The 19,518-nt window shown below is 61.0% G+C and carries 15 protein-coding genes; 8 read left to right on the top strand and 7 right to left on the bottom strand.

Annotated features, from left to right (window positions below):
* The first annotated feature begins 9 nt into the window (after nt 1-9).
* Nucleotides 10-339, top strand: coding sequence for a hypothetical protein (locus tag I5961_RS10165; RefSeq protein ID WP_064378879.1), 330 nt, complete (start codon nt 10-12; stop codon nt 337-339).
* 57 nt (nt 340-396) lie between these two features.
* On the opposite strand, the gene I5961_RS10170 is transcribed toward I5961_RS10165, so the two are convergent.
* From I5961_RS10170 to I5961_RS10185, 4 genes are all read right to left on the bottom strand, one after another.
* Nucleotides 397-810 (bottom strand): VOC family protein, encoded by a 414-nt coding sequence (locus I5961_RS10170; RefSeq protein WP_085701217.1) that lies wholly within the window; start codon nt 808-810, stop codon nt 397-399.
* A 158-nt stretch (nt 811-968) separates the two neighbouring features.
* On the bottom strand, nt 969-1,913 hold the full coding sequence (locus I5961_RS10175) for an alpha/beta hydrolase (protein ID WP_085701216.1): 945 nt from the start codon (nt 1,911-1,913) through the stop codon (nt 969-971).
* 112 nt (nt 1,914-2,025) lie between these two features.
* The gene (locus I5961_RS10180; protein ID WP_227235103.1) at nt 2,026-3,024 is read right to left on the bottom strand and encodes an NAD(P)H-quinone oxidoreductase; all 999 of its coding nucleotides are present in this window, start codon (nt 3,022-3,024) and stop codon (nt 2,026-2,028) included.
* Nucleotides 3,025-3,088: 64 nt separating this feature from the next.
* Complete coding sequence (locus I5961_RS10185) at nt 3,089-4,309, bottom strand: YbfB/YjiJ family MFS transporter (protein ID WP_227235105.1); 1,221 nt, start codon at nt 4,307-4,309, stop codon at nt 3,089-3,091.
* A 112-nt stretch (nt 4,310-4,421) separates the two neighbouring features.
* Here I5961_RS10185 and I5961_RS10190 point away from each other — a divergent pair, with 112 nt between their 5' ends.
* On the top strand, nt 4,422-5,297 hold the full coding sequence (locus I5961_RS10190; protein ID WP_227235106.1) for a LysR family transcriptional regulator: 876 nt from the start codon (nt 4,422-4,424) through the stop codon (nt 5,295-5,297).
* Nucleotides 5,298-5,403: 106 nt separating this feature from the next.
* Here the strand turns inward: I5961_RS10190 and I5961_RS10195 are convergent, their stop codons facing one another.
* Nucleotides 5,404-6,126, bottom strand: coding sequence for a pirin family protein (locus I5961_RS10195; RefSeq protein ID WP_085701212.1), 723 nt, complete (start codon nt 6,124-6,126; stop codon nt 5,404-5,406).
* Nucleotides 6,127-6,336: 210 nt separating this feature from the next.
* Between I5961_RS10195 and I5961_RS10200 the strand changes: the two genes are divergently transcribed.
* Together I5961_RS10200 and I5961_RS10205 are read left to right on the top strand one after the other, a co-directional pair.
* Nucleotides 6,337-7,287, top strand: coding sequence for a GlxA family transcriptional regulator (locus I5961_RS10200; RefSeq protein ID WP_085701211.1), 951 nt, complete (start codon nt 6,337-6,339; stop codon nt 7,285-7,287).
* A 90-nt stretch (nt 7,288-7,377) separates the two neighbouring features.
* Nucleotides 7,378-8,850, top strand: coding sequence for an ATP-binding protein (locus I5961_RS10205; RefSeq protein ID WP_227235108.1), 1,473 nt, complete (start codon nt 7,378-7,380; stop codon nt 8,848-8,850).
* On the opposite strand, the gene I5961_RS10210 is transcribed toward I5961_RS10205, so the two are convergent.
* Nucleotides 8,812-11,598 (bottom strand): ATP-binding protein, encoded by a 2,787-nt coding sequence (locus I5961_RS10210; protein ID WP_227235110.1) that lies wholly within the window; start codon nt 11,596-11,598, stop codon nt 8,812-8,814. The two genes, I5961_RS10205 and I5961_RS10210, sit on opposite strands and share 39 nt — an antisense overlap.
* A gap of 332 nt (nt 11,599-11,930) precedes the next feature.
* Between I5961_RS10210 and I5961_RS10215 the strand changes: the two genes are divergently transcribed.
* On the top strand, nt 11,931-12,500 hold the full coding sequence (locus I5961_RS10215) for a flavodoxin family protein (protein ID WP_227235111.1): 570 nt from the start codon (nt 11,931-11,933) through the stop codon (nt 12,498-12,500).
* A 7-nt stretch (nt 12,501-12,507) separates the two neighbouring features.
* Here I5961_RS10215 and I5961_RS10220 read toward each other — a convergent pair whose 3' ends face one another.
* Nucleotides 12,508-12,909 carry a helix-turn-helix domain-containing protein gene (locus I5961_RS10220; RefSeq protein WP_085701207.1) on the bottom strand — a complete coding sequence of 134 codons (402 nt, stop codon included), beginning with the start codon at nt 12,907-12,909 and terminating at the stop codon, nt 12,508-12,510.
* 244 nt (nt 12,910-13,153) lie between these two features.
* Between I5961_RS10220 and I5961_RS10225 the strand changes: the two genes are divergently transcribed.
* From I5961_RS10225 to I5961_RS10235, 3 genes are all read left to right on the top strand, one after another.
* Nucleotides 13,154-14,137, top strand: coding sequence for an MBL fold metallo-hydrolase (locus tag I5961_RS10225; RefSeq protein WP_085701206.1), 984 nt, complete (start codon nt 13,154-13,156; stop codon nt 14,135-14,137).
* 45 nt (nt 14,138-14,182) lie between these two features.
* Nucleotides 14,183-15,106, top strand: coding sequence for a LysR family transcriptional regulator (locus I5961_RS10230; RefSeq protein ID WP_085701205.1), 924 nt, complete (start codon nt 14,183-14,185; stop codon nt 15,104-15,106).
* 167 nt (nt 15,107-15,273) lie between these two features.
* Nucleotides 15,274-19,320, top strand: a complete 4,047-nt coding sequence (locus I5961_RS10235; protein WP_227235113.1) for an Ig-like domain-containing protein — start codon at nt 15,274-15,276, stop codon at nt 19,318-19,320.
* The last annotated feature ends 198 nt before the right edge of the window (nt 19,321-19,518 follow it).

Here is a 19,518-nt window from a genome sequence, read left to right on the forward strand (position 1 = left end):
GTGGGCTATATGCGGACGATTGTCATCACCGTAGCAACGCTTTCCCTCGCTCTGTTCGCGGTGGAGGCCCAGGCCAGGGAACTGAGCAAGAGCCATCGTTTTGCTTGTACCTGGGGGTCGGACATCGCCGCCGGCGCACAACAGTCGAAGCTGTCCGGGATTTCCCTGTATGGCGCACGCAAGCGCTTGCAGGCGCGCAAGTTTCAGCAACCCTGGATGCGCATGACCGCCATGGGCATCACCGAGCAGACCTACGACAGCGCGTCGCGGCTCAAGCCGGCGGCCGTCAAGCAGACCTATTACGAACAGTGCGTTCGGCACGAGTTGGCCCAACGTTGAACGAAAAAGCCCGACCTGAAGAGGTCGGGCTTTTTCATCTCCGGTGCAATGACAGCATCATTTGTCACTTTCGCAATTGACCATCCACGACACGCCAAAACGATCCACCAGCATGCCGAAGCGGGCGGCCCAGAAGGTGGCTTCCAGCGGCATGTCGATGCGACCGTCTCTGGCCAGCGCGTTAAACACTCGTTCGGCCTCGGCGATGCTGTCGACATTCAGCGAAATCGAGCATCCGCTCATGCCTTGGGTCGGGCGGTCGGGTGTGGTGTCCGAAGCCATGAGCATCTGGTCACCGACTTTCAGGCAGGTGTGGATGATCAGGTTGTGATGCTCTTTGGGCACATGTTCGGCGGCTGGGGTTTCGCCGAAGGTCATCATTGCTTCGAGCTTGCCTTGCAGGCATTGCTCGTAAAACGTGAAAGCTGCGCGGCAATCGCCGTTGAAGATCAGGTACGGGTTGATTTTCATGGTAGTGCTCCCGAATAGGCAGTGGAACGCTGCGCGGCCGGGTGTGCCGAAACAGCATCATGGATTGACTCCATCCAGCAAAGCGTTGGAACGCCGGTTTGCCAGCCGATGCTGCAAGAATTTCCTGTCGGGGCGACCGATGGTCTGCGCAGAGGGCGTCAGGAGTCGCGCGGGTTCTTCTGCACCGCTGCGCCCGCCACCCGGGCGACAGGTCGGGTTTGCATCAGCGCATCGATCGCTTTGCGATAGTTCTGTCCGCCCAGCGCCATGCTGTTGTTGTGCGTTGCGCCGGGCACCAGCAGCAGGTGTTTCGGCTGCCGGGCGGCGGCGAACAGTTGCTCGCTGAAACGTGACGGCACAAACGCATCGGCAAGACCGTGTACCACCAGCAACGGCATGTGGATCTCGGCGATCTTGTCGATGGAGTCGAACTTCTGCGACAGCAACCAACGGACTGGAAGGGAGGTGTTGGCCACGGCTGCCGCTACATCCGCCAATGAAGTGAAGGTGGATTCGATGACCAGTCCGCGCACCGGCAATGGGGTGTGATTTCTGGCGGCATCGCGGCCGAGTTCGGCAGCCAGGTCGACGGCGACCGCGCCCCCCAGCGAGTGGCCGTAGATCAGGCGTTTGTTCGGATCAGGTTGCAACAGCTGGAAGCGTTCCCAGGCCACACGGGCATCTTCGTAAACCGTGCTTTCCGACGGCAGATCACCACGGCTTTGGCCGAAGCCGCGATAGTCGATGGCCAATACCGAATAACCCGCCGCGCGCAGTTGCTCGATACGGAACAGTTGCCCGGTCAGATTCCAGCGTACGCCGTGCAGATAAAGGATGGCCGGCGCATCGGCACGTTCCGCCGGCCACCACCAGGCGTGAATGTTTTGCCCGGCCTTGAAGCTTTTCGGTTGCAGGTCGAGTTCCTGCACGCTGCCGGGCAATCCGTGATACCAGCCGGCGGTGCCCGGTTCAATGCGAAACAAGAGTTTGCGTTCGGTGTGTTCCAGCACGGCACAACTCGCCGGCACGCCGATGATCAGGGCAGCCATGCAGGCGAACGCCAGACGGCGGCGTCGAAGTCGGGTCATGAAGGCAAGGAACATTAAACGTTTCACCACGGCGTGGACAAAGAACGCTTTTTACCAGATGCCTTGACCCGCGCGTGACATTTTCGACCACCGCACGCCTGCAACGATTACAAAATGCTGCAACGACTCAGTTGACCTTCAGCACGATCTTGCCGATGTGGTCGCCCGCTTCCATGCGCGCATGGGCTTTGGCCGCTTCGGCGAGCGGGAAGATCTGGTCGATGATCGGCAGGCAGCGTCCGGCGGCCAACACCGGCCAGACGTGTTCGCGCAATTGATCGGCGATGGCTGCCTTTTCCGCAGAGGTCCGGGCACGCAGCAGGGAGCCGGTGACCACCGCACGCTTGCCGAGGATCGCCAGCAGATCGATGTCATTGGCTCGCGCGCCACCGAGGAAACCGAGCATCACCAACCGCCCATCCATCCCCAAGGCGCTGATGTTCCCGTTGAGGTACGAGCCGCCCATGATGTCGAGGATCACATTAACGCCCTGGCCGGCGGTTTTCTCGGCGATAACAGTCGCGAAATCCTGTTCCCGGTAGTTGATGGCTTCGCCGCCCAGACTGCGGATCACTGCGCATTTGTCCGCGCTGCCGGCGGTGGCGAAGGCTTCGATGCCAAACTCGCGGCACAGCATCAGCGCGGTGGTGCCGATGCCGCTGGTGCCGCCATGGATCAGGGCGCGCTGACCACGGCTGGCGCCGCCGAGGCCGAACAGATTGGCCCACACCGTGAAAAAGGTTTCCGGAATTGCCGCTGCCTGAATCCAGTCCAGCCCATCGGGGATTGGCAGGGCCTGGCCGGCCGGGACTGTGCAGTACTCGGCATATCCTCCGCCGTTGGTCAGCGCGCAGACCCGGTCACCCACCGCAAATCTGCTGACACCGCTGCCAATCGCCACAACCTCGCCGGCCACTTCAAGGCCCGGAATCGGGTTCATGCCGGGTTTCATCGGGTACTGGCCGGCGCGTTGCAAAGCGTCCGGGCGATTGATGCCGGCGGCGTGCACGCGGATCAGTATTTCGCCTTCTGAAGCAATCGGCAGCGGCACGCGTCGGGATTGCAGAACTTCGGGCCCGCCCGGTTCGGTGATTTCGATGCGGGTCATTTCAGTGGGCAATGTCATTTTCAGTTCCTCTTGAAACAAGTGATCAGTAGATGGGAGCGCAGTCAGGGCCTAATGATTCCCGTCAATGGGCGCAGCGGCGTTGTTCGATCGAGGAGGGCAGCAGTTTCATGACGTGCTCAAGTATCAGTGCGATCACGATGGCACCGCCGGCAATCACGAACAGCAGCACATGCTGTCCACCTGTGGCGTTGAACAGCGCCGAATAGGCGAAGCCGGCCAGCGCCTGAAACGTGGCGAACGACACCGTGGCGCGGCTCCACGCCACCTGTTGGCGATGATGATCCGGTACCAGCTCATGCACCCGGGCCAACGCCAGCGGGACAATGCCCGGCGGAAACGAACCGAGCACAACCGCCAGCAGTGCCAGCGCCACGAACGAATGCGAAACGGCCAGCAAGCCAAGAGTGATCGCCTGTATCACAAGCACCAGACGAATGCCGGTCCGCGCACCGAGATGGTCGGCGAGAAAACCATAGCTCACCGGGCCGACGATGGCGCCCAGACCGTACATGACCCAGACCAGCGCGCCGACGTGCGCCCCGGCGCCCAGCCCACGGGCGACGTAATCCACCAGGAAAACCATGGCTGGCACCAGCCCGGCGGCCATGAACGCGTACTGGGCAAACAACAGATACACCGCAGGCGGTGTGGGTTCTGCCGGATCCACCTGAGCCGTTGTGGTAATTGCTTGGGGCAGCTCCGAAGGCCAGCCGAACCAGCTCAATGCCGTCAGTGTCAGCGACAGCGCGCCCAGTCCCAGCCAGGTCGCTTGCAGGCCCAGACTCAACAGCAGGGGGACGATCGTGCCGGAGCCGGCGATGCCCAGACCGATGCCGAGGAAAATCGCACCACTGGCCAGGCCCTTGCGCGCGGCAGGTACATGGGGCAATACAGTCGCGGCCACCAGCACCATGATCGCGCCGCCCGCGATGCCGGACAGCAGGCGCCAGCCGAAATACCAGCTCACCGATACGGGGTATGCACAGGCAAAAAACGCCACGGTCACCGCCAGCATCATCAGGCGCAGAGCTGTTCGCTGGGTGACCCGGCGTGCCAGCGGGCGACCGAGGAGGGCGCCGATCAGGTAACCGACCAGGTTGGCCGCGCCGAGGTAAACCACATCATGGGCGGAAAACCATTGCGCCTGAATCAGCGAAGGGATCAGCGGTGTGTAGGCGAAACGCGCCAGTCCGATGCTGACCAGGCTGGCGCAGAGTCCGGCGAAGATCGCCAGCCAGACACTCGTGTCCGGGCGTTCGGGCGAAGCAGTTGTAGTGCGCATGATGGCGGTCCTGGGGAAAGGTTTATGGCGCCCAGCATATCGGCTATCGTTGCTGCGTTAATGCAGCGAGTTTGCGTTGTTATGATGCGTTTATGCATCAATGGGGAATGTTATGAACTGGGATGATGCAAGGGTTTTTCTTGCGGTCTGCCGCGAGTCGACATTACGCGGCGCTGCGCGCGTGCTGGGCGTGGATCAGGCGACGGTCGGGCGACGCATCACGGCGCTGGAAAAGTCGCTGGACGCGACCTTGTTTCTGCGCACCTCCGAGGGCTATGCGTTGACGGCAGTCGGTGAAGCCGCGCTCAAGTCAGTGGAAAAAATGGAGCATTCGGCGCTCGAGCTGGAGCGGCGTATCCAGGGCCTGGACGATCGCCTGACCGGCAGCGTTCGGGTCAGCACCACCGATTCACTGGCCATCGATTTCCTGATCCCGGCCATTGCGCAGTTGCACGAACAGCATCCGGACGTGCGCGTGCAGCTGGACGCTTCCACGCAGATCCTCAGCCTGGCCAAACGAGAAGCGGACATCGCCGTGCGCAACACCCGCCCGGACAACCCGGACCTGATCGCCCGGCGCATCGCGCGTTGGCCGGTGGGGTTGTTCGCTTCGCAGGCCTATGTCGACCACCATGGCGTGCCGGCGCCGGGCAGTGCATTCGAGGGCCATGATCTGGTGGTGTACCAGCCGTATCTGCAAGGCAACAAGGACCTGACTTTGGTGAACGAGCCCGTGACTCGCGGGCGGATCGTCGCCGGTCTGAGTTCCAGCTTGCTGGTACGACGCTCGATTGCCGCCGGTCTGGGTGTAGGAGAAATACCGGTTTACATGGGCGAGCGCGATGGTCTGGTCAGACTGTGGCCGGAGCGCACGCGGCCGCTGCCTTATGAAGTGTGGCTGGTGACCCATGCGGATTTGCGCCATACCGCGCGGGTCAGGGCGGTGATCGAACACATTGTCGAAGCGTTCGTACTGGAGAATGAGTAGTTCATTGAGGCGGTGCAAGACGGCTACATCAGTTGGCGATCTTGCCTGCAGAATGAAAAACGGCCTTCAATGAAGGCCGTTTTTGTCGAGCGATGAAACCACCGAATCATGGCATTTCCGGCAGTTCCTGCGGGCGCAGATCAAACACCAGGACTTCGGCGTCCTGGCCATTGCTCAGGGTCAGTGCCTGCTCTTCACGAACCCGTACGCCGTCGCCTTCCTTCAACTGCAGGCCGTTGAGTTCAACGCTGCCGCGAGCGACGTGAACATAGGCGAAGCGGTTGGCAGGCAGCTTGAGGGTGGCACTTTCCTCGCCATCGAACAGCCCGGCATACACCCGTGCATCCTGGCGCACTTTCAGCGAGCCGTGGTTGCCTTCGGGCGAGATGATCAGTTGCAGACGACCGCGTTTTTTCTGCTCGCTGAAGTGCTCTTGCTGGTAACGCGGTTTCGCGCCGCTGACGTCCGGTACGATCCAGATCTGCAGGAAGTGCACAGGTTTGGTCGCCGAATGGTTGAACTCGCTGTGGGCCACGCCGCTGCCGGCGCTCATCAGTTGCACATCGCCGGGGCGAATCACCGAGCCGGTGCCGAGGGTGTCCTTGTGTTCCAGGGCGCCTTCGAGCACATAGGAGAAAATCTCCATGTCCCGGTGGGGGTGTTGGCCGAAGCCCTTGCCGGCGGCGACGCGGTCATCGTTGATCACCAGCAGGTCGGAGAAACCCTGTTCACGCGGGTCACGGTAGCTGGCGAAGGAAAAGGTGTGGAACGACTTCAACCAGCCATGATTGGCCAGACCGCGGTCGGAAGCTTTACGAAGGGTCAGCATGATGAAATCTCCTTTCAGGACGTTGATTCGTCCGAGTGAGGAGAAGGTTACTGGTAACCCTGGGATGCAATAAGTAGATGAAAATTGAAATACTGTCCCTTTAGAGTTGACAGTTGTGTGCACTGGATCACGTATTCTTTCCGACGGCTCCAGCGTATCCGGCCATAATGCGCAGACTTATGATTTTGCATGGATTTTGGTGATACCCCCATGAAGACCGTGGCAATGGTGCTGTTCCCGGAGTTTCTGCTGCTCGACATGGCCGGGCCGCTGGAGGTCTTTTCAGTTGCCAACCGTTACCTGAAACCGCAAGCCCACTATCATCTGACGACCCTGGGCACCGAGCACGGGCCGTTGCGTGCGTCCAATGGCGTCCTCGTGCACGCCGATCGGCACATCGACGAAGCCGATGAGCGTTATGACTTGTTGCTGGTGCCGGGCGGCCCCGGCGCCTACAACGAAAAACACCCGCCGTTGCTCGCCTGGCTGCAGGGCGCGGTCACGCGTGCCGGGCAATATGGCTCGATCTGTACCGGTGCCTTCGTGCTTGGACACGCCGGTTTGCTCGACGGCTACCGTGTAACCACCCACTGGAATTACACCGAACGCCTGATCAAGGGCTTTCCAATGGCAAACGTCGCAACTGACCAGATTTTTGTCGAGGATCGCAATCTGATCACGTCCGGGGGCGTCACGGCCGGCATCGATATGGCGTTGGCGGTGGTCGCTCGCGATCATGGCAAAAAGATTGCCCAGGACGTGGCCAAGGTGTTGCTGGTGGTGATGAAACGTCAGGGCGGACAAGCGCAGTTCAGCCCGTTGATGGCAGCAGTGGCGCCCCAGCAAACACCGATTACCCGGGTGCAGAACCATGTGCTGGAGCATCTGGAGGAAGCTTTCACTGTCGAGCGTATGGCAAGTCTTGCGAACATGAGTGCACGACACTTCGCTCGGGTGTTTGCCCGCGAGGTCAACATGACACCCATGGAATTCCTGCAAAGTGCGCGCATCGATTGCGCGCGCAACCTGCTGGAAACCAGCGATCTGCCGTTGAAGACCGTTGCCTATAAAAGCGGTTTCGGCAGCGTGCGGCACATGCGTTTCCTGTTCGGCGAAAAGCTCGGGCTGACCCCCACGCAATATCGCGAACAGTTCAGCTAGAGCGGTTCTGTCCGTTACGGGCATCCGGATGTCCGTGTTGGACCCCGCGTGGTGGTTGTTCCGTCATCGAGGCCTGCGAAGATAACGGACATGAACAGCTTCAACGAATTGAACTCGGCGTCGGTCCTGCGTTTCGGGCCGTACGCGTTCCATTTGCGTCAACGGCTGATCCTCGAAGGGGATCGGCAATTGCGCATGGGCGGTCGTGCGCTGGACATTCTGCAGGTGCTGGTCGAGCGCGCCGGGCGGGTGGTCAGCAAAGAGCAGTTGATTGCTCTGGTGTGGCCGACCTCGGTGGTCGAGGAGATCAACCTGCGGGTGCACATCGCCGCGTTGCGCCGGGCCCTCGGCGACGGCGAGAACGGTCAACGCTACATCGTCAATGTGCCGCAATGCGGGTACAGCTTCGTGGCACCGGTGCAGGGCGACAGCGTTGCTCAGGTGGTTTTCGAAAGCCTGCAAGCGCCCCAGCACAACTTGCCCGCACGGCTGACACCGGTCACCGGGCGCGACTCACTGGTCGGCGGTCTGGTCCGGCAACTGCCGTTGTCCCGGCTCCTGACGGTGACGGGACCTGCCGGCGTCGGCAAAAGCACCGTGGCGCTGCGCGCAGCGGAATTGCTGCTGCAACATTTTCGTGACGGCGTTTGGCAGGTCGATCTCTCGCTGGTCGACGAAGATACTCCGCTCCTCGATTACCTGCTGAAAACCCTCGACATCGACTTCCCCACACTGGCCGCGCGCCACGCCTTGCTGGTGCTGGACAACTGCGAGCACCTGCACGAAGCCTGCCGGAGCCTGCTGGAAACGTTGCTCGACGTTTCCCCCCGTCTGTCGATTCTTGCCACCAGCCGCGAACCGTTGCGTCTCGGTCTGGAAGTATTGCAACCACTGCCGTCCCTGACCCTTCCCAAAGCCACGGCGCTTAACAGCGTCGATGAGGTCATGGGCTATTCGGCGGTGCAGCTGTTTGTCAGTCGTGCCCGTGCGCGTCAACACGGGTTCGGTCTGCGTGAGCAGGATCTGGAAACGGTGCGCGATATCTGTCGACGACTCGACGGCCTGCCGCTGGCGATCGAACTGGCAGCGGCGCAGATCGATGCGCTGGCGCTGGTCGGCCTTCAGACGCAACTGGATCAAGGTCTGCAAGTCCTGAGTCACGGTCGCCGCACCGCCGTGCCACGCCATCAGTCGATGAAGGCTGCGCTGGACTGGAGCTATCAGCGCTTGAGCGAGCAGGAAAAACGAGTGCTGCAAAGGTTATCGGTGTTCAAGATGGCATTCACCCTGGACGCCGCCATCGGCGTGATCAGTTGTGCCCAATTACCACCCTCGACGCTGGTGGCTGTGGTTGAACGGTTGGCGTCCAAGTCGCTGCTGACAATGGATCGATCCAGCGGAACACTGCGCTATCGAATGCTCAACACCACGCGCCGATACGCCCGCGAGCAACTCGAGCAGAGCGGCGAACTGAACGATGTCGAGCGTCGGCACGCGCGTTACCTTGGCCGCACACGGCCAGCCTCACGCAGCCGGCTGACCGCCCAATTCGTCGAGCAGTAAACGCACTTTGCGCAAATCGGGGGTGGCATAGCCTTCGGTGAAGCGCTGGTAGATCGGTGTCAGCAATTGGAGTGCTTCACGAAAACGCGACTGGCGCTGCCACAACCGAGCCAGCGACGTTGCGCTGCGCAGTTCCCAGGCCAGTGCGCCTTGTGCCCGGGCAATTTCAAGGGATTGCTGCAAGGCGCTTTCGACCGTGTGATGGCAGGGCGATTCAGCCGCCAGCAATCGCTCGGCGCGGGCCCGCAAAATCTCCGCAGTGCTCCAGCCGGCCGCTCCGCTTTGTGCTCGTTCGAGCAAGGCATCATCAACGAAAACCGGATCCAGCGTGACCATGATCTCCCTGACCAGACCGCTATCGGCGGGCGGGGTGGCGGGGGCCTTGTCGGCGTCGATCACCTGCGCGTAGTGCCGCGCCCAGGTGTAGAACAGCAGCACCGAATGCTTCTGCGCCTGTTCGAGCAGCAGTTGCAGCAGCGCGCGAGCGTTCTGTACGTCGCCGTTGTAATGGGCGATCAGGCACGAGGCGAGTGCCAGGGTGTAGCAGATCGAGGTGCCGTGGTTGATCTGCACCGCGATGTCCAGCGCCTGCCGCGCCGTGCGCCAGGCCTGCTCGGGAAAACCTTGCAGCCACAGCACCCGGGCGAGGACGGTCAGCGAGGCGACGCTCTGATCGTATTGCACGCCGAAACCGTGCGTGAAGCGGTTGAGGTGGCCGCTGTGGGCCATGCGCTGGATCACCTGTTCGGCGTGGATCCGCGCCTGATGCTGATCGCCGGCGTAATGCAGCGCGAGCACCCGCAAGCGGTGGGTACTCAAGGACAACTGCGCATCGCCGTGCACGCCGAGGCTTTCGAATTGCTCGCTCTGCTCCAGCGCCATCTGGTAATGCCCGCAACTGAGATTGACCGCCATGTGCCCCGATATGGCGCGCAATTGCCCGGCCATGTCGTCGTGCCGTTGCGCCAGCAGACGGGCGCTGACGAAGGCTTCGATGGTTTCCGGTGTGCCGCCCCAGGTGTGATAGCAGGCGCTGCCGAGGGCCAGTTTCAAGGCGATTTCCAGTCGCGGGCAGGGCTCGTCGGATGACGCCAGCAATGCGAGTGCCCGCCGCACGTGAACGCCGTATTCCTTTAGCAGAGACAACTCTTGCCACAACGGCGCCGAGGTCGCCGTCAGTCGAACGCCGAGAGGGCGCGAGCCTTCGTCATTCAGCGTCCAGTCCAGCGCCGCGCGCAGGTCTTCGAGGCTACGGGCGTAGCGCTCGATCCAGACTTCAGTCGCGGTGTTCTCCCAGTCGGCCTGGGCCTGGTGCATCAGCGCCAGGCTGCGTTCGGCATGGCGTTCGCGGGTTTCGCCGAGCTCGGCAGCCTGATCAAGTTTTTCCAGTGCATAGCGGCGGGTGGTGTCGAGCAGGCGATAGAACACCTCTTCATCACCGACCTCTACGGTGAGCAGCGACTTGGCCACCAGTTGCGTGATCGAGGCGAACACTTCGTTCGGCTCGATGTGCTGACCGACGATGACCGCCGCCGCAGATTCCAGCGTGAAGGCGCCACGGAACACACTCAATCGGCGCAGGCCGGTCTGTTCGCAGGCGTTGAGCAGATTGAAGCTCCAGTCCAGCGTAGCGCGCAGCGTTTCGTGCCTGCCGAGACGCGTCTGATTGCCTGCCGGCAACCGCCCCTGAAGTTGACTCAGCAAACCGTCCAGCCCAAGGCCCGCCACCTGCGCGGCAGCCAGTTCCAGTGCCAGCGGGATGCCATCCAGTCGGCGGCAGATTTCGATGATCGAGGGCAGATCAGCGTTGCCCGGCTCAAAGTGTTCGTGGGCCGCCATCGCCCGTTCGACGAACAGTTGCAGCGCAGAAAACCCCATCGCCTGATCACGTTCGAGCACCGCAATCGGCGGTGGACAATCAAGAGACTCCAGGCGCTGCACATACTCGCCCTCGGCTCGCAGGCTTTCGCGGCTGGTGGCCAGAATATGCACCTGCGGCGCGCCGCGCAGAATGCTTTCACTGAGCAATGCCACGGCATCGATCAAATGCTCGCAGTTGTCGATCACCAGCAGCATCTGCCGCTCTCGCAGACTGTTGATCAGGCATGCCATCGGTTCACTGTCGTGCAGCGAAAGATCCAACAGGGCGGCGAGGTGCGAGCAGATCGAAGCAGGGTCATCGAGCGGTGCCAGATCCAGTAGACGAATACCGTTGCGATAACGGCCGATCAGTTGCTCGGCGACGCGCAGGGCCACGGTAGTTTTGCCGATGCCACCGGGGCCGACCAGGGTGATGCAGCGCTGGCGCGGCAGTTGGGTGATCAGGCTGTCGACCACCGACTGGCGACCGATCATCCGCGTGCGACGCAGTGGCAGGTTATGCTGGCCGAGGTGGGTGGCGGCAGGGCGTTGTTCAATCGATTGCAGCACGACCGGCGCGACGAAACTGTAACCGCGTTGCGCAACGGTGATGATATAGCGCTGGCCGTTCTGACCGTCGCCGAGGGCCTTGCGCAGCGCGGCCATGTGCACTCGCAGATTGATGTCTTCCACCACGCTGTCCGGCCATACCCCGGCGATCAGTTGCTGCTTGCTCACCACCTCGCCGGCGTTGGCCAGCAGGATCAGCAGAATGTCCATGGCACGCCGGCCCAGGCGCAAAGGCTGGTCGCCTTCAAGCACCAGCCGCTGGCCGGGGTGGATCCGATAGGGGCCGAAACCGATGGCCTGATTCGGGGAAAGACTCAACCGCTCACTCCTTCGACGTTTTTTTGATCCTGATCCGTCGGGGTGAAGAATCCGTGACGGGCAGGGCGCAGAGCGACTCGAAGGTCACGCAAGCCGTCTGATCCGCAGTATCCGGGCATATTCCTCAGGATTTGCCGCCAGTGCAACTTGCGCGAGAGGCAGGCGTTCGGGCACCGCTCGGCATCCAGCGCCTTCACCACTGTATTTAAAGGGCAGAACCTGTGCCCGCTCAGCCGACAGCCGGGAAAAATTAACAACGATTAACTCGTCCGCGCCCGCGTCAGAGCCAAAACTCCGGGGCAATGGAATGCATACGTCCGGAGGACGCTGCGATGAGCAAAGTAGTGGTGGTCTATCACAGTGGCTACGGGCACACCCGCGTCATTGCGCAGGCAGTGGCCCAGGGGGTGGAGCGCCACGTGGGCAGCACCTGCCTGTTGCTGGCGGTGGAAGACGTCGAAACCCGCTGGGATGACCTGCACCGCGCCGACGCCATCATCTTCGGCGCGCCGACTTACATGGGCAGCGCCTCGGCCGCGTTCAAGCAATTCATGGAGGCCACGGCGTCGTTCTATCTCGCCCGGCCATGGCGCGACAAACTCGCGGCAGGCTTCACCAATTCCGGCAGCCTGTGCGGTGACAAACTCAATACCCTGCTGCAAATGGCGGTGTTCGCCGCCCAGCATTCAATGATCTGGGTCGGGCTCGATCTGCTGCCGGCGCGTGCGTGCGAAGGGGTGTTCGACGGCCAGTTGAATCGCCTCGGCAGCTCCCTCGGGGCGATGTCCCAGTCCTCGGTCGAGCAACCGCCTGAACAAGCCCCTCCGCCGGAAGACCAGTTGACCGCCGCACACCTGGGCGAGCGGGTGGCACGCCTGGCTCAGCGGATGGCTCGGGAGTGAAACCGCCTCAGCGGTTTTTCATGACCTGACACCGCCACGCAAACGGATTGATTCCTTCGCTGCGGGTGAAGATGTGGCAGAAGTGCGCCTGATCGCAGAATCCGCATTCCAGGCTGATCTGTGTAAGGCTGTGGTTGGTGTGCTGGATCAACAACTTGGCCCTGGCTATGCGCTGGGTACGGATCCAGTCTTGCGGCGAGTACCCGGTGCTGCACTTGAACGCCCGGGAAAAATGACTGCGTGAGAGTGAGCAGGCGCTGGCCAGTTCGGTGACTTCGAGGCTGTCGCCCAGGCGTTCGAGTATCAGTTGTTTCACCAGCCGCTCCCGCTGCGGGCTGAGGCCGCCCGTACCGGTTCTGCGTGGTTCGATGGCAGGAGCGAGGGCGACGGTTTGTTGTGAATGAGCCATGGCCAGGGTCCGTGTCGGGGGGAATGCACTGTCAGGCTTTCCCTTGGTTCAAAAAACAACGTTGCGCAGAGGGTTTCATTGTTCGGCGAGGGGCGAGGGCTGACGAGTTAAACGTTGTTAATTACGCTGGCTGAACCTGAACTCAGCACACCGCTGCAAGTCCTCGCGGCGCAGGCCGGGCAGGATGGCAAGGACAGGCGGACCATTGGGGGCCGCAGTTTCGGGCTCGACCAAGGGGATACGCATGAAAGGATTGTTCAGCGCCGTGACTGGCCTGGCGCTTGCCGGTGTGATGAGCAGTGCCATGGCGCAAGCGCCACAGATCGGTACTCAGGCACCTGGTTATTTCCGTCTGGCACTGGGCGATTACGAAGTCACCGCGTTATTCGACGGCTACAACGATCTGTCGCCGAAACTGTTGCAGGGCCTGAGCCAGAGTCAGATCCGTGCATTGCTGGCCCGTCGCTCGATTGAAACGCCGGGTGTGCAGACCGCGTTCAATGCGTTTCTGGTCAATACCGGCAAGCAACTGATTCTGGTCGATACCGGCGCGGGCCAGTGCATCGGCGCCACCGCCGGCCAGCTCTCGGCAAACATGCAGGCCGCCGGATACAGGCCTGAACAGGTCGATGCGATTCTGCTGACCCATCTGCACCTGGATCACGTTTGTGGATTGGTCGACGGCCAGCAACAGCCGATCTTCGCCAACGCTACGGTCTACGCCGCCAAGGCTGAAGCCGATTACTGGCTTGATCCGCAGGCAATGGCCAAGGCGCCGGCCGGTGCCCGGGAGTTTTTCAAGATCGCCCAGGACTCCACTGCGCCTTACGTGGCGGCCGGGCGCTTCAAGACGTTCGCAGAGGGCCAGTCGCCTTTGCCGGGTGTGGTCGAAGCCACACTGGAAGCCGGGCACACGCCGGGCAGCACCACCTACCGCTTCACTTCGCAGAACCAGAGCATCGTGTTCATGGGCGATCTGGTGCATAACCTGGCGGTGCAGTTCGATCATCCCGAAGTGTCGATCAGTTTTGACGTCAACAATCAGCAAGCGATCAAAAGCCGTCATGCAGTGTTCAGCGCAGCGGCCGCCAGCAAAACCTGGGTGACGGCCGCGCATTTGCCGTTTCCGGGTATCGGCCACATCACGGCGGTCGACAAGCACTTCCAGTGGGTACCGGTTGAATACGGCCCCTACAAACGCGCGGCCAAAGTACCGCTGATCGAGTAAAGTGCCCACCTTTCACGTCAGGCTCAAACAAGGAAAACGTGCCCTATGAACCGTAATGATCTGCGCCGCGTCGACATGAACCTGCTGGTGATTTTCGAAGCACTGATGTTCGAAAAAAACCTGACCCGCGTTGCTGAAAAACTGTTCATGGGCCAGCCGGCGGTAAGCGCGGCGCTGGGCCGTTTGCGCGATCTGTTCGACGATCCACTGTTGCTGCGCAACGGTCGCGGCATGGAGCCGACGGCGCGGGCGCTGGCGATTCTTCGGGAGCTCCAACCGGCGATGGACGTGATTTCCGGCGCGGTCAGTCGGGCCAAGGAGTTCGATCCGGCCACCAGCTGCGACGTGTTCCGCATCGGCCTGTCGGATGACGCCGAATTCGGTCTGTTCCCGCCATTGCTGCGCCAGTTGCAGGAAGAGGCGCCGGGGATCGTGGTCGTGGTGCGCCGTGCCAACTATCTGCTGATGCCGACGTTGCTGGCCTCCGGGGAAATCTCCGTCGGCGTGAGTTACACCACCGATCTGCCGGCAAACGCCAAGCGCAAGAAACTGCGTGACATTCCGTGCAAGGTGCTGCGCGGCGACAACCGCCCGGGCCCGCTGACTCTGGATGAATACTGCGAGCGGCCTCATGCGATGGTGTCTTTCTCCGGCGACCTGAGCGGCAACATCGACGTGGACCTGGCCAAGGTCGGTCGCAGCCGTCGTGTGGTGCTCGGCGTGCCGCAATTCAGCGGTTTGCGCGCGCTGCTGGCCGGCACCGAGATGATCGCGACCGTGCCGGATTACGCGGCGTGTGCGTTGGTTGAGGGGTGTGCGTTGCGGGCTGAAGATCCACCGTTTCCGATTGATGCGGCGCAACTGTCGATGGCGTGGAGCGGGGTGCATGACAACGATCCGGCGGAGAAATGGCTGCGTTCGCGGATCAGTCAGTTCATGTCGGTGTCGCTGGATATTCCGGCGGTTTAGTTACTCGGATACAGGAAAACGGCCAGTGGGCCGTTTTTTTATCGGTGGCAAATAGGGGGACCGTTCGTCTTAAACCCGCCCGCACCTGTAATTTCTGACAGTAGCCAGCCTCGGTTCAGCGCCATTCAATACCTCCATCGCCCCGCCATTCGATCGGAGTTCACGCCATGACTGTCAACATTCCCGCTGGTTCATCACCCCTGCTGCTCAAAGCGCTCGACATTCCCGGGCGCACCGGCCCCGTGTCGCAATCGCCGGATGTCTGGGGCCTCAACCTTGCGGCCGTGCGGGACAACTTCCCCAAACAGGGCCTGTTGTGCCGCGCCGGGCCGTGGGGGGCCATGTACCGGGGCGACCGGTTGGTGATTTATTTGGACGGCCAGCCGGTGTTCAACAAAACCGTCGACGATCATGAGGTCGGCACGGCGCTGTCGATGTTTGTGCCCGCCGCGCGCTTCAGTGATGGCTCGTCCACGCTGTCCTACGCCGTCACCCGGCAGGGTGGAACGGCCGAGCCCTCCGAAGTGATGCAGGTGCTGATCAAGCTCACCCGCCCCGGTGGCCATGACACCGACGAAGGGCCGGGGCACTCGAAACTGAAAATGACGATCCCCAGGGAAATTCTCGATGGCGGCATCGACAAGGACAACATCGCCGCCGGTGTGCCGATCACCATTGGTCCCTCCGACGACGGCCCGCAGCCTTACGCCAATGCAACGGCCGGCGATTTGGTTCAGGTGACCTGGGGCGGGGTGTTCGTCATCCACGGGCCGCTGACTCAGGAGGAGGCCGACGGTACAGTGCCGCTTGTCGTGCAGATCACCGAGGCAACCATTCGCGAGGCGGGTGACTCCGCAGATGCCGGTCTCGCCGTGGCCTTCGAGCTCTACGACATGGTCGATAACCGCTCCGAAGACTGGAGTTACGCGCAGCGTGTCAGGGTGGAGTCCGATACCGACAGACTGGCCGCCCCCATCTGCAAGGAAGCGGTGAATAACGAGCTGGATGCCGACAAGCTGGGGGATGCCTGTGGCACGGCGCAGATCCTTGCCGTGGACAGCAACAAGTTCAAGGTGGGTGACACCCCCATCGTCCGGCTCAAGGGCACACCGGTTGAAGGGGCACCGATCGACATGGAAATCACCGGCGAGGCGCTGGCCAGTGTCCCCAGCATCCCCGAGATCCCGATACCCAATGCCGCGCTGCGGCAGTTGGCCAAGACCCAGATCAGCCTGTCCTTTCGCCTGAAAAAAGCCGACGGTTCCGCCGACCTGCTGTCCAAGACCCAGTTCATCAATGTCATCGGCGAGATCCAGCGGTTACAGGCCCCGGTCGCCCTCGACGCGGCACAGGGCGCGCTCGATCCGGACTTGGCACAGGTGCGCATCGAGATTCCATTCGACAGCGCCTTTGCGGCCGGCCAGGCGATCAAGCTGATCTGGCTCGGCACCCGGCCTGACCTGAGCACCTACCTGCCTGACCTGCCGCTGCGCCCGATTACCAATGGCGATATCACGGCCGGTGTGCCCTTGCTGATCAACGTCCCGGGCCTTCATCTGAAACAGATCGAAGGCGGCACGCTGGATCTGTATTACCAGTTGCTGATCGACGACGCGGTGCTGGGAACGATGAACCGCGTCAACGCCACCCACGCCATCCGCGACTCGATTCACGCCGAGATCCTGAACGTCGGCGAACCGAGGAAAGAGCTGCCGGAGCCGAAAGTGGACGGCGTGGTGGACGGCGTATTGCCGGCGGACACGGCCGGCACCACGTTGACCGTTGAATACCTGAACACCGTCAAGGGTGACGAGGTGACCGGTGTGTGGCTGGGCTCGAAAACCGGTCGGTATGACGACTCGCTCAAGCTGTCCTCGTTTACTGCCGGTCAACCGGTGCCGTTCCCCATCAACGCCGAGTTGATCAAGGACAATGAAGGGGGAACGGTCGAGGCGTTCTACTCCATCAAATGGGCGGATGGACGGCCGACCAGTTATTCCGATGAGAAGGCATTCAGTGTGGGTGTGGCGCTGGACCTGACGGCACCGCGCATCAAGGAAGCGCCGAATGACCTCAGCCTGATCCCGAATAACGCCAAGGATGCCCTGACCGCCATTGTGGATTACGCCGGCATGCAGCTCGGTGACAAAATCATTGCCACCTGGACCGGTGCGGCGGGCACACCAGCAGGAGGCTCACACACGGCGCCGGAAAAAACCGTCACCGTGCTCGGGCCGCAGGAGATACCGCTGGCCAACAGCGTGGTGGCTTTCAACCTGAACAAAACGGTGACGGTCAGCTACACGGTGAAACGCGGGAATGCGACACCACTGCCTTCGAATACCCGTACTTTGGCGGTAGAGTCGCTGGTGCTGGATTTTTCCAACGTGCCGAAGATCGTTCAGGCGGCCAACCACGGTGACGGGCCGGAGCTGGACGTCGCGGCTCTGACCGGCAATGCGACCTTGCGCGCCATGGTCTGGCCGTTCATTGCGTTGGGGCAGAGAGTGTGGATGCGCCTGTCCGGTACGAACAATGACAACACGCCTTATGCGAAAACCATCTGGAATGGTGGAAACGCTGGGACAAACCAGGGCTGGATCGACCGTGGCTACTACGACTCAACGGTGTTGAAGACCGAGATACAGGCGCTCAAGGATGGCTCGTCATTCACGATCGAATTCAAGGCCGGGTTGAGTGGCAGTCTGCAGGAAAGCGATGCGGTGACCTTTCCGGTGCGGACTTACACCATCAAGGCCGTGGAGGATGTGAAACCGGTCATCACCCGAGCGGAGGATTCCGAAGGCTTCGAAATCCCCGACGGCGGCACCATTGTAGAAACCAGCGTGACGCTCATCGGCACGGCCGCCGAGAACCAGAAGGTCGAGGTATTCGATGGCACGACATCTAAAGGGCAGCCTCCCGCCGATCCGACGACCGGGATCTGGACGCTGACAGTGACCGACCTGACCGTAGCGCCCCACAGCTTCACCGCCAAGGCGTTGTATGGTTCCGGCCAGACGTCGGCAGCGTGGACGTTGACCGTAACCCCCGCCACGGCGCCGACCATCACCTCGGTCAAGGGCTTGCCAAGCAATAAAGAAATTTCCAACGGAGATACTACTGTCGAAACCAGCGTGATCCTGTCCGGCATCGCCGCCAAGGGTCAGAAAGTCGAGGTATTCGATGGCACGACATCCAAAGGGCAGCCTCCCGCCGATCCGGGGACCGGGATCTGGACGCTGACAGTGACCGACCTGACCGTAGCGCCTCACAGCTTCACCGCCAAGGCGTTGTATGGTTCCGGCCAGACGTCGGCAGCGTGGACGTTGACCGTAACCCCCGCCACGGCGCCGACCATCACCTCGGTCAAGGGCTTGCCAAGCAATAAAGAAATTTCCAACGGAGATACTACTGTCGAAACCAGCGTGATCCTGACCGGCATCGCCGCCAAGGGTCAGAAAGTCGAGGTATTCGATGGCACGACATCCAAAGGGCAGCCTCCCGCCGATCCGGGGACCGGGATCTGGACGCTGACAGTGACCGACCTGACCGTCGCGCCTCACAGCTTCACCGCCAGGGCGTTGTATGGTTCCGGCCAGACGTCGGCAGCGCGGAGCTTCACCGTATTAAGTCCTCTATGGATTGATCCATCTCAGATGAATTTGAATGGAGCCAATGTCTCAATCGCGGGTACTTCGCTCAAGTGGGAGAAAGTCGGCAATCCTCCCGGAACTAGTGCGACGCGCCAAGCAACAGGCGGAATCGGTCCATACATATATAAAACCTCTAACAGCTTGATTGCCTCGGTTGATGATGATGGAGTTGTGTGCAGTGAGGGGAACGGAACGGCCGACATCACAGTGGAGGATAAAACAGGCCAAGTAAAAAGTTATAAGGTTACTTGCAGCAATGTAAAAAGATACGTACACATTCAAAGTAGCTCAACTATTTCTCACTCTCAATACCTGCAATGGGCAAGAGAAAAAAACGCAACCCCGTATGCATCATACGCACAAATGCTCGGTGACGCGATAATACTTGAAATCAAATTTATTGTTCTCAACTCGTTTTCAGACCTTCTGAATGCATCAACTGAATTACAAAGCAGCAGCCGCTATTACGTCATGCATCAATTTAAGGGACGGAGTCCGGGACCTGGATCTCCAGGGAATGACAATATATATGAGAGCATTGCTATATTGAATCAATAGAACTAAAAGTGGAGAAATCAAAACTAAGAATAAAAGAGAATAAAAGGGGGCGCATTTATTTATCAGTCCCCACTATGAAAACCCGCACTTCCTTTCAACGGGGAGCGCGGGTTTTGTCGTTTCCGAGCCTTCGGAAACCCTCGTTGAAGAGTGTTGAAACTTATGTCCGCAAAGCTACATAACCTTGCGCCTTTGCCT

The sequence above is a fragment of the Pseudomonas sp. IAC-BECa141 genome, assembly GCF_020544405.1.
Lineage (GTDB): Bacteria > Pseudomonadota > Gammaproteobacteria > Pseudomonadales > Pseudomonadaceae > Aquipseudomonas.

Excerpts from the sequence above, each read along its gene's own strand:
- I5961_RS10175 (WP_085701216.1), bottom strand. The coding sequence starts at position 1,913 with ATGTTCCTTGCCTTCATGACCCGACTTCGACGCCGCCGTCTGGCGTTC.
- I5961_RS10215 (WP_227235111.1), top strand. The coding sequence starts at position 11,931 with ATGAGCAAAGTAGTGGTGGTCTATCACAGTGGCTACGGGCACACCCGC.
- I5961_RS10170 (WP_085701217.1), bottom strand. The coding sequence starts at position 810 with ATGAAAATCAACCCGTACCTGATCTTCAACGGCGATTGCCGCGCAGCT.
- I5961_RS10180 (WP_227235103.1), bottom strand. The coding sequence starts at position 3,024 with ATGACATTGCCCACTGAAATGACCCGCATCGAAATCACCGAACCGGGC.
- I5961_RS10235 (WP_227235113.1), top strand. The coding sequence starts at position 15,274 with ATGACTGTCAACATTCCCGCTGGTTCATCACCCCTGCTGCTCAAAGCG.
- I5961_RS10230 (WP_085701205.1), top strand. The coding sequence starts at position 14,183 with ATGAACCGTAATGATCTGCGCCGCGTCGACATGAACCTGCTGGTGATT.
- I5961_RS10190 (WP_227235106.1), top strand. The coding sequence starts at position 4,422 with ATGAACTGGGATGATGCAAGGGTTTTTCTTGCGGTCTGCCGCGAGTCG.
- I5961_RS10165 (WP_064378879.1), top strand. The coding sequence starts at position 10 with ATGCGGACGATTGTCATCACCGTAGCAACGCTTTCCCTCGCTCTGTTC.
- I5961_RS10225 (WP_085701206.1), top strand. The coding sequence starts at position 13,154 with ATGAAAGGATTGTTCAGCGCCGTGACTGGCCTGGCGCTTGCCGGTGTG.
- I5961_RS10185 (WP_227235105.1), bottom strand. The coding sequence starts at position 4,309 with ATGCGCACTACAACTGCTTCGCCCGAACGCCCGGACACGAGTGTCTGG.
- I5961_RS10220 (WP_085701207.1), bottom strand. The coding sequence starts at position 12,909 with ATGGCTCATTCACAACAAACCGTCGCCCTCGCTCCTGCCATCGAACCA.
- I5961_RS10195 (WP_085701212.1), bottom strand. The coding sequence starts at position 6,126 with ATGCTGACCCTTCGTAAAGCTTCCGACCGCGGTCTGGCCAATCATGGC.
- I5961_RS10205 (WP_227235108.1), top strand. The coding sequence starts at position 7,378 with ATGAACAGCTTCAACGAATTGAACTCGGCGTCGGTCCTGCGTTTCGGG.
- I5961_RS10200 (WP_085701211.1), top strand. The coding sequence starts at position 6,337 with ATGAAGACCGTGGCAATGGTGCTGTTCCCGGAGTTTCTGCTGCTCGAC.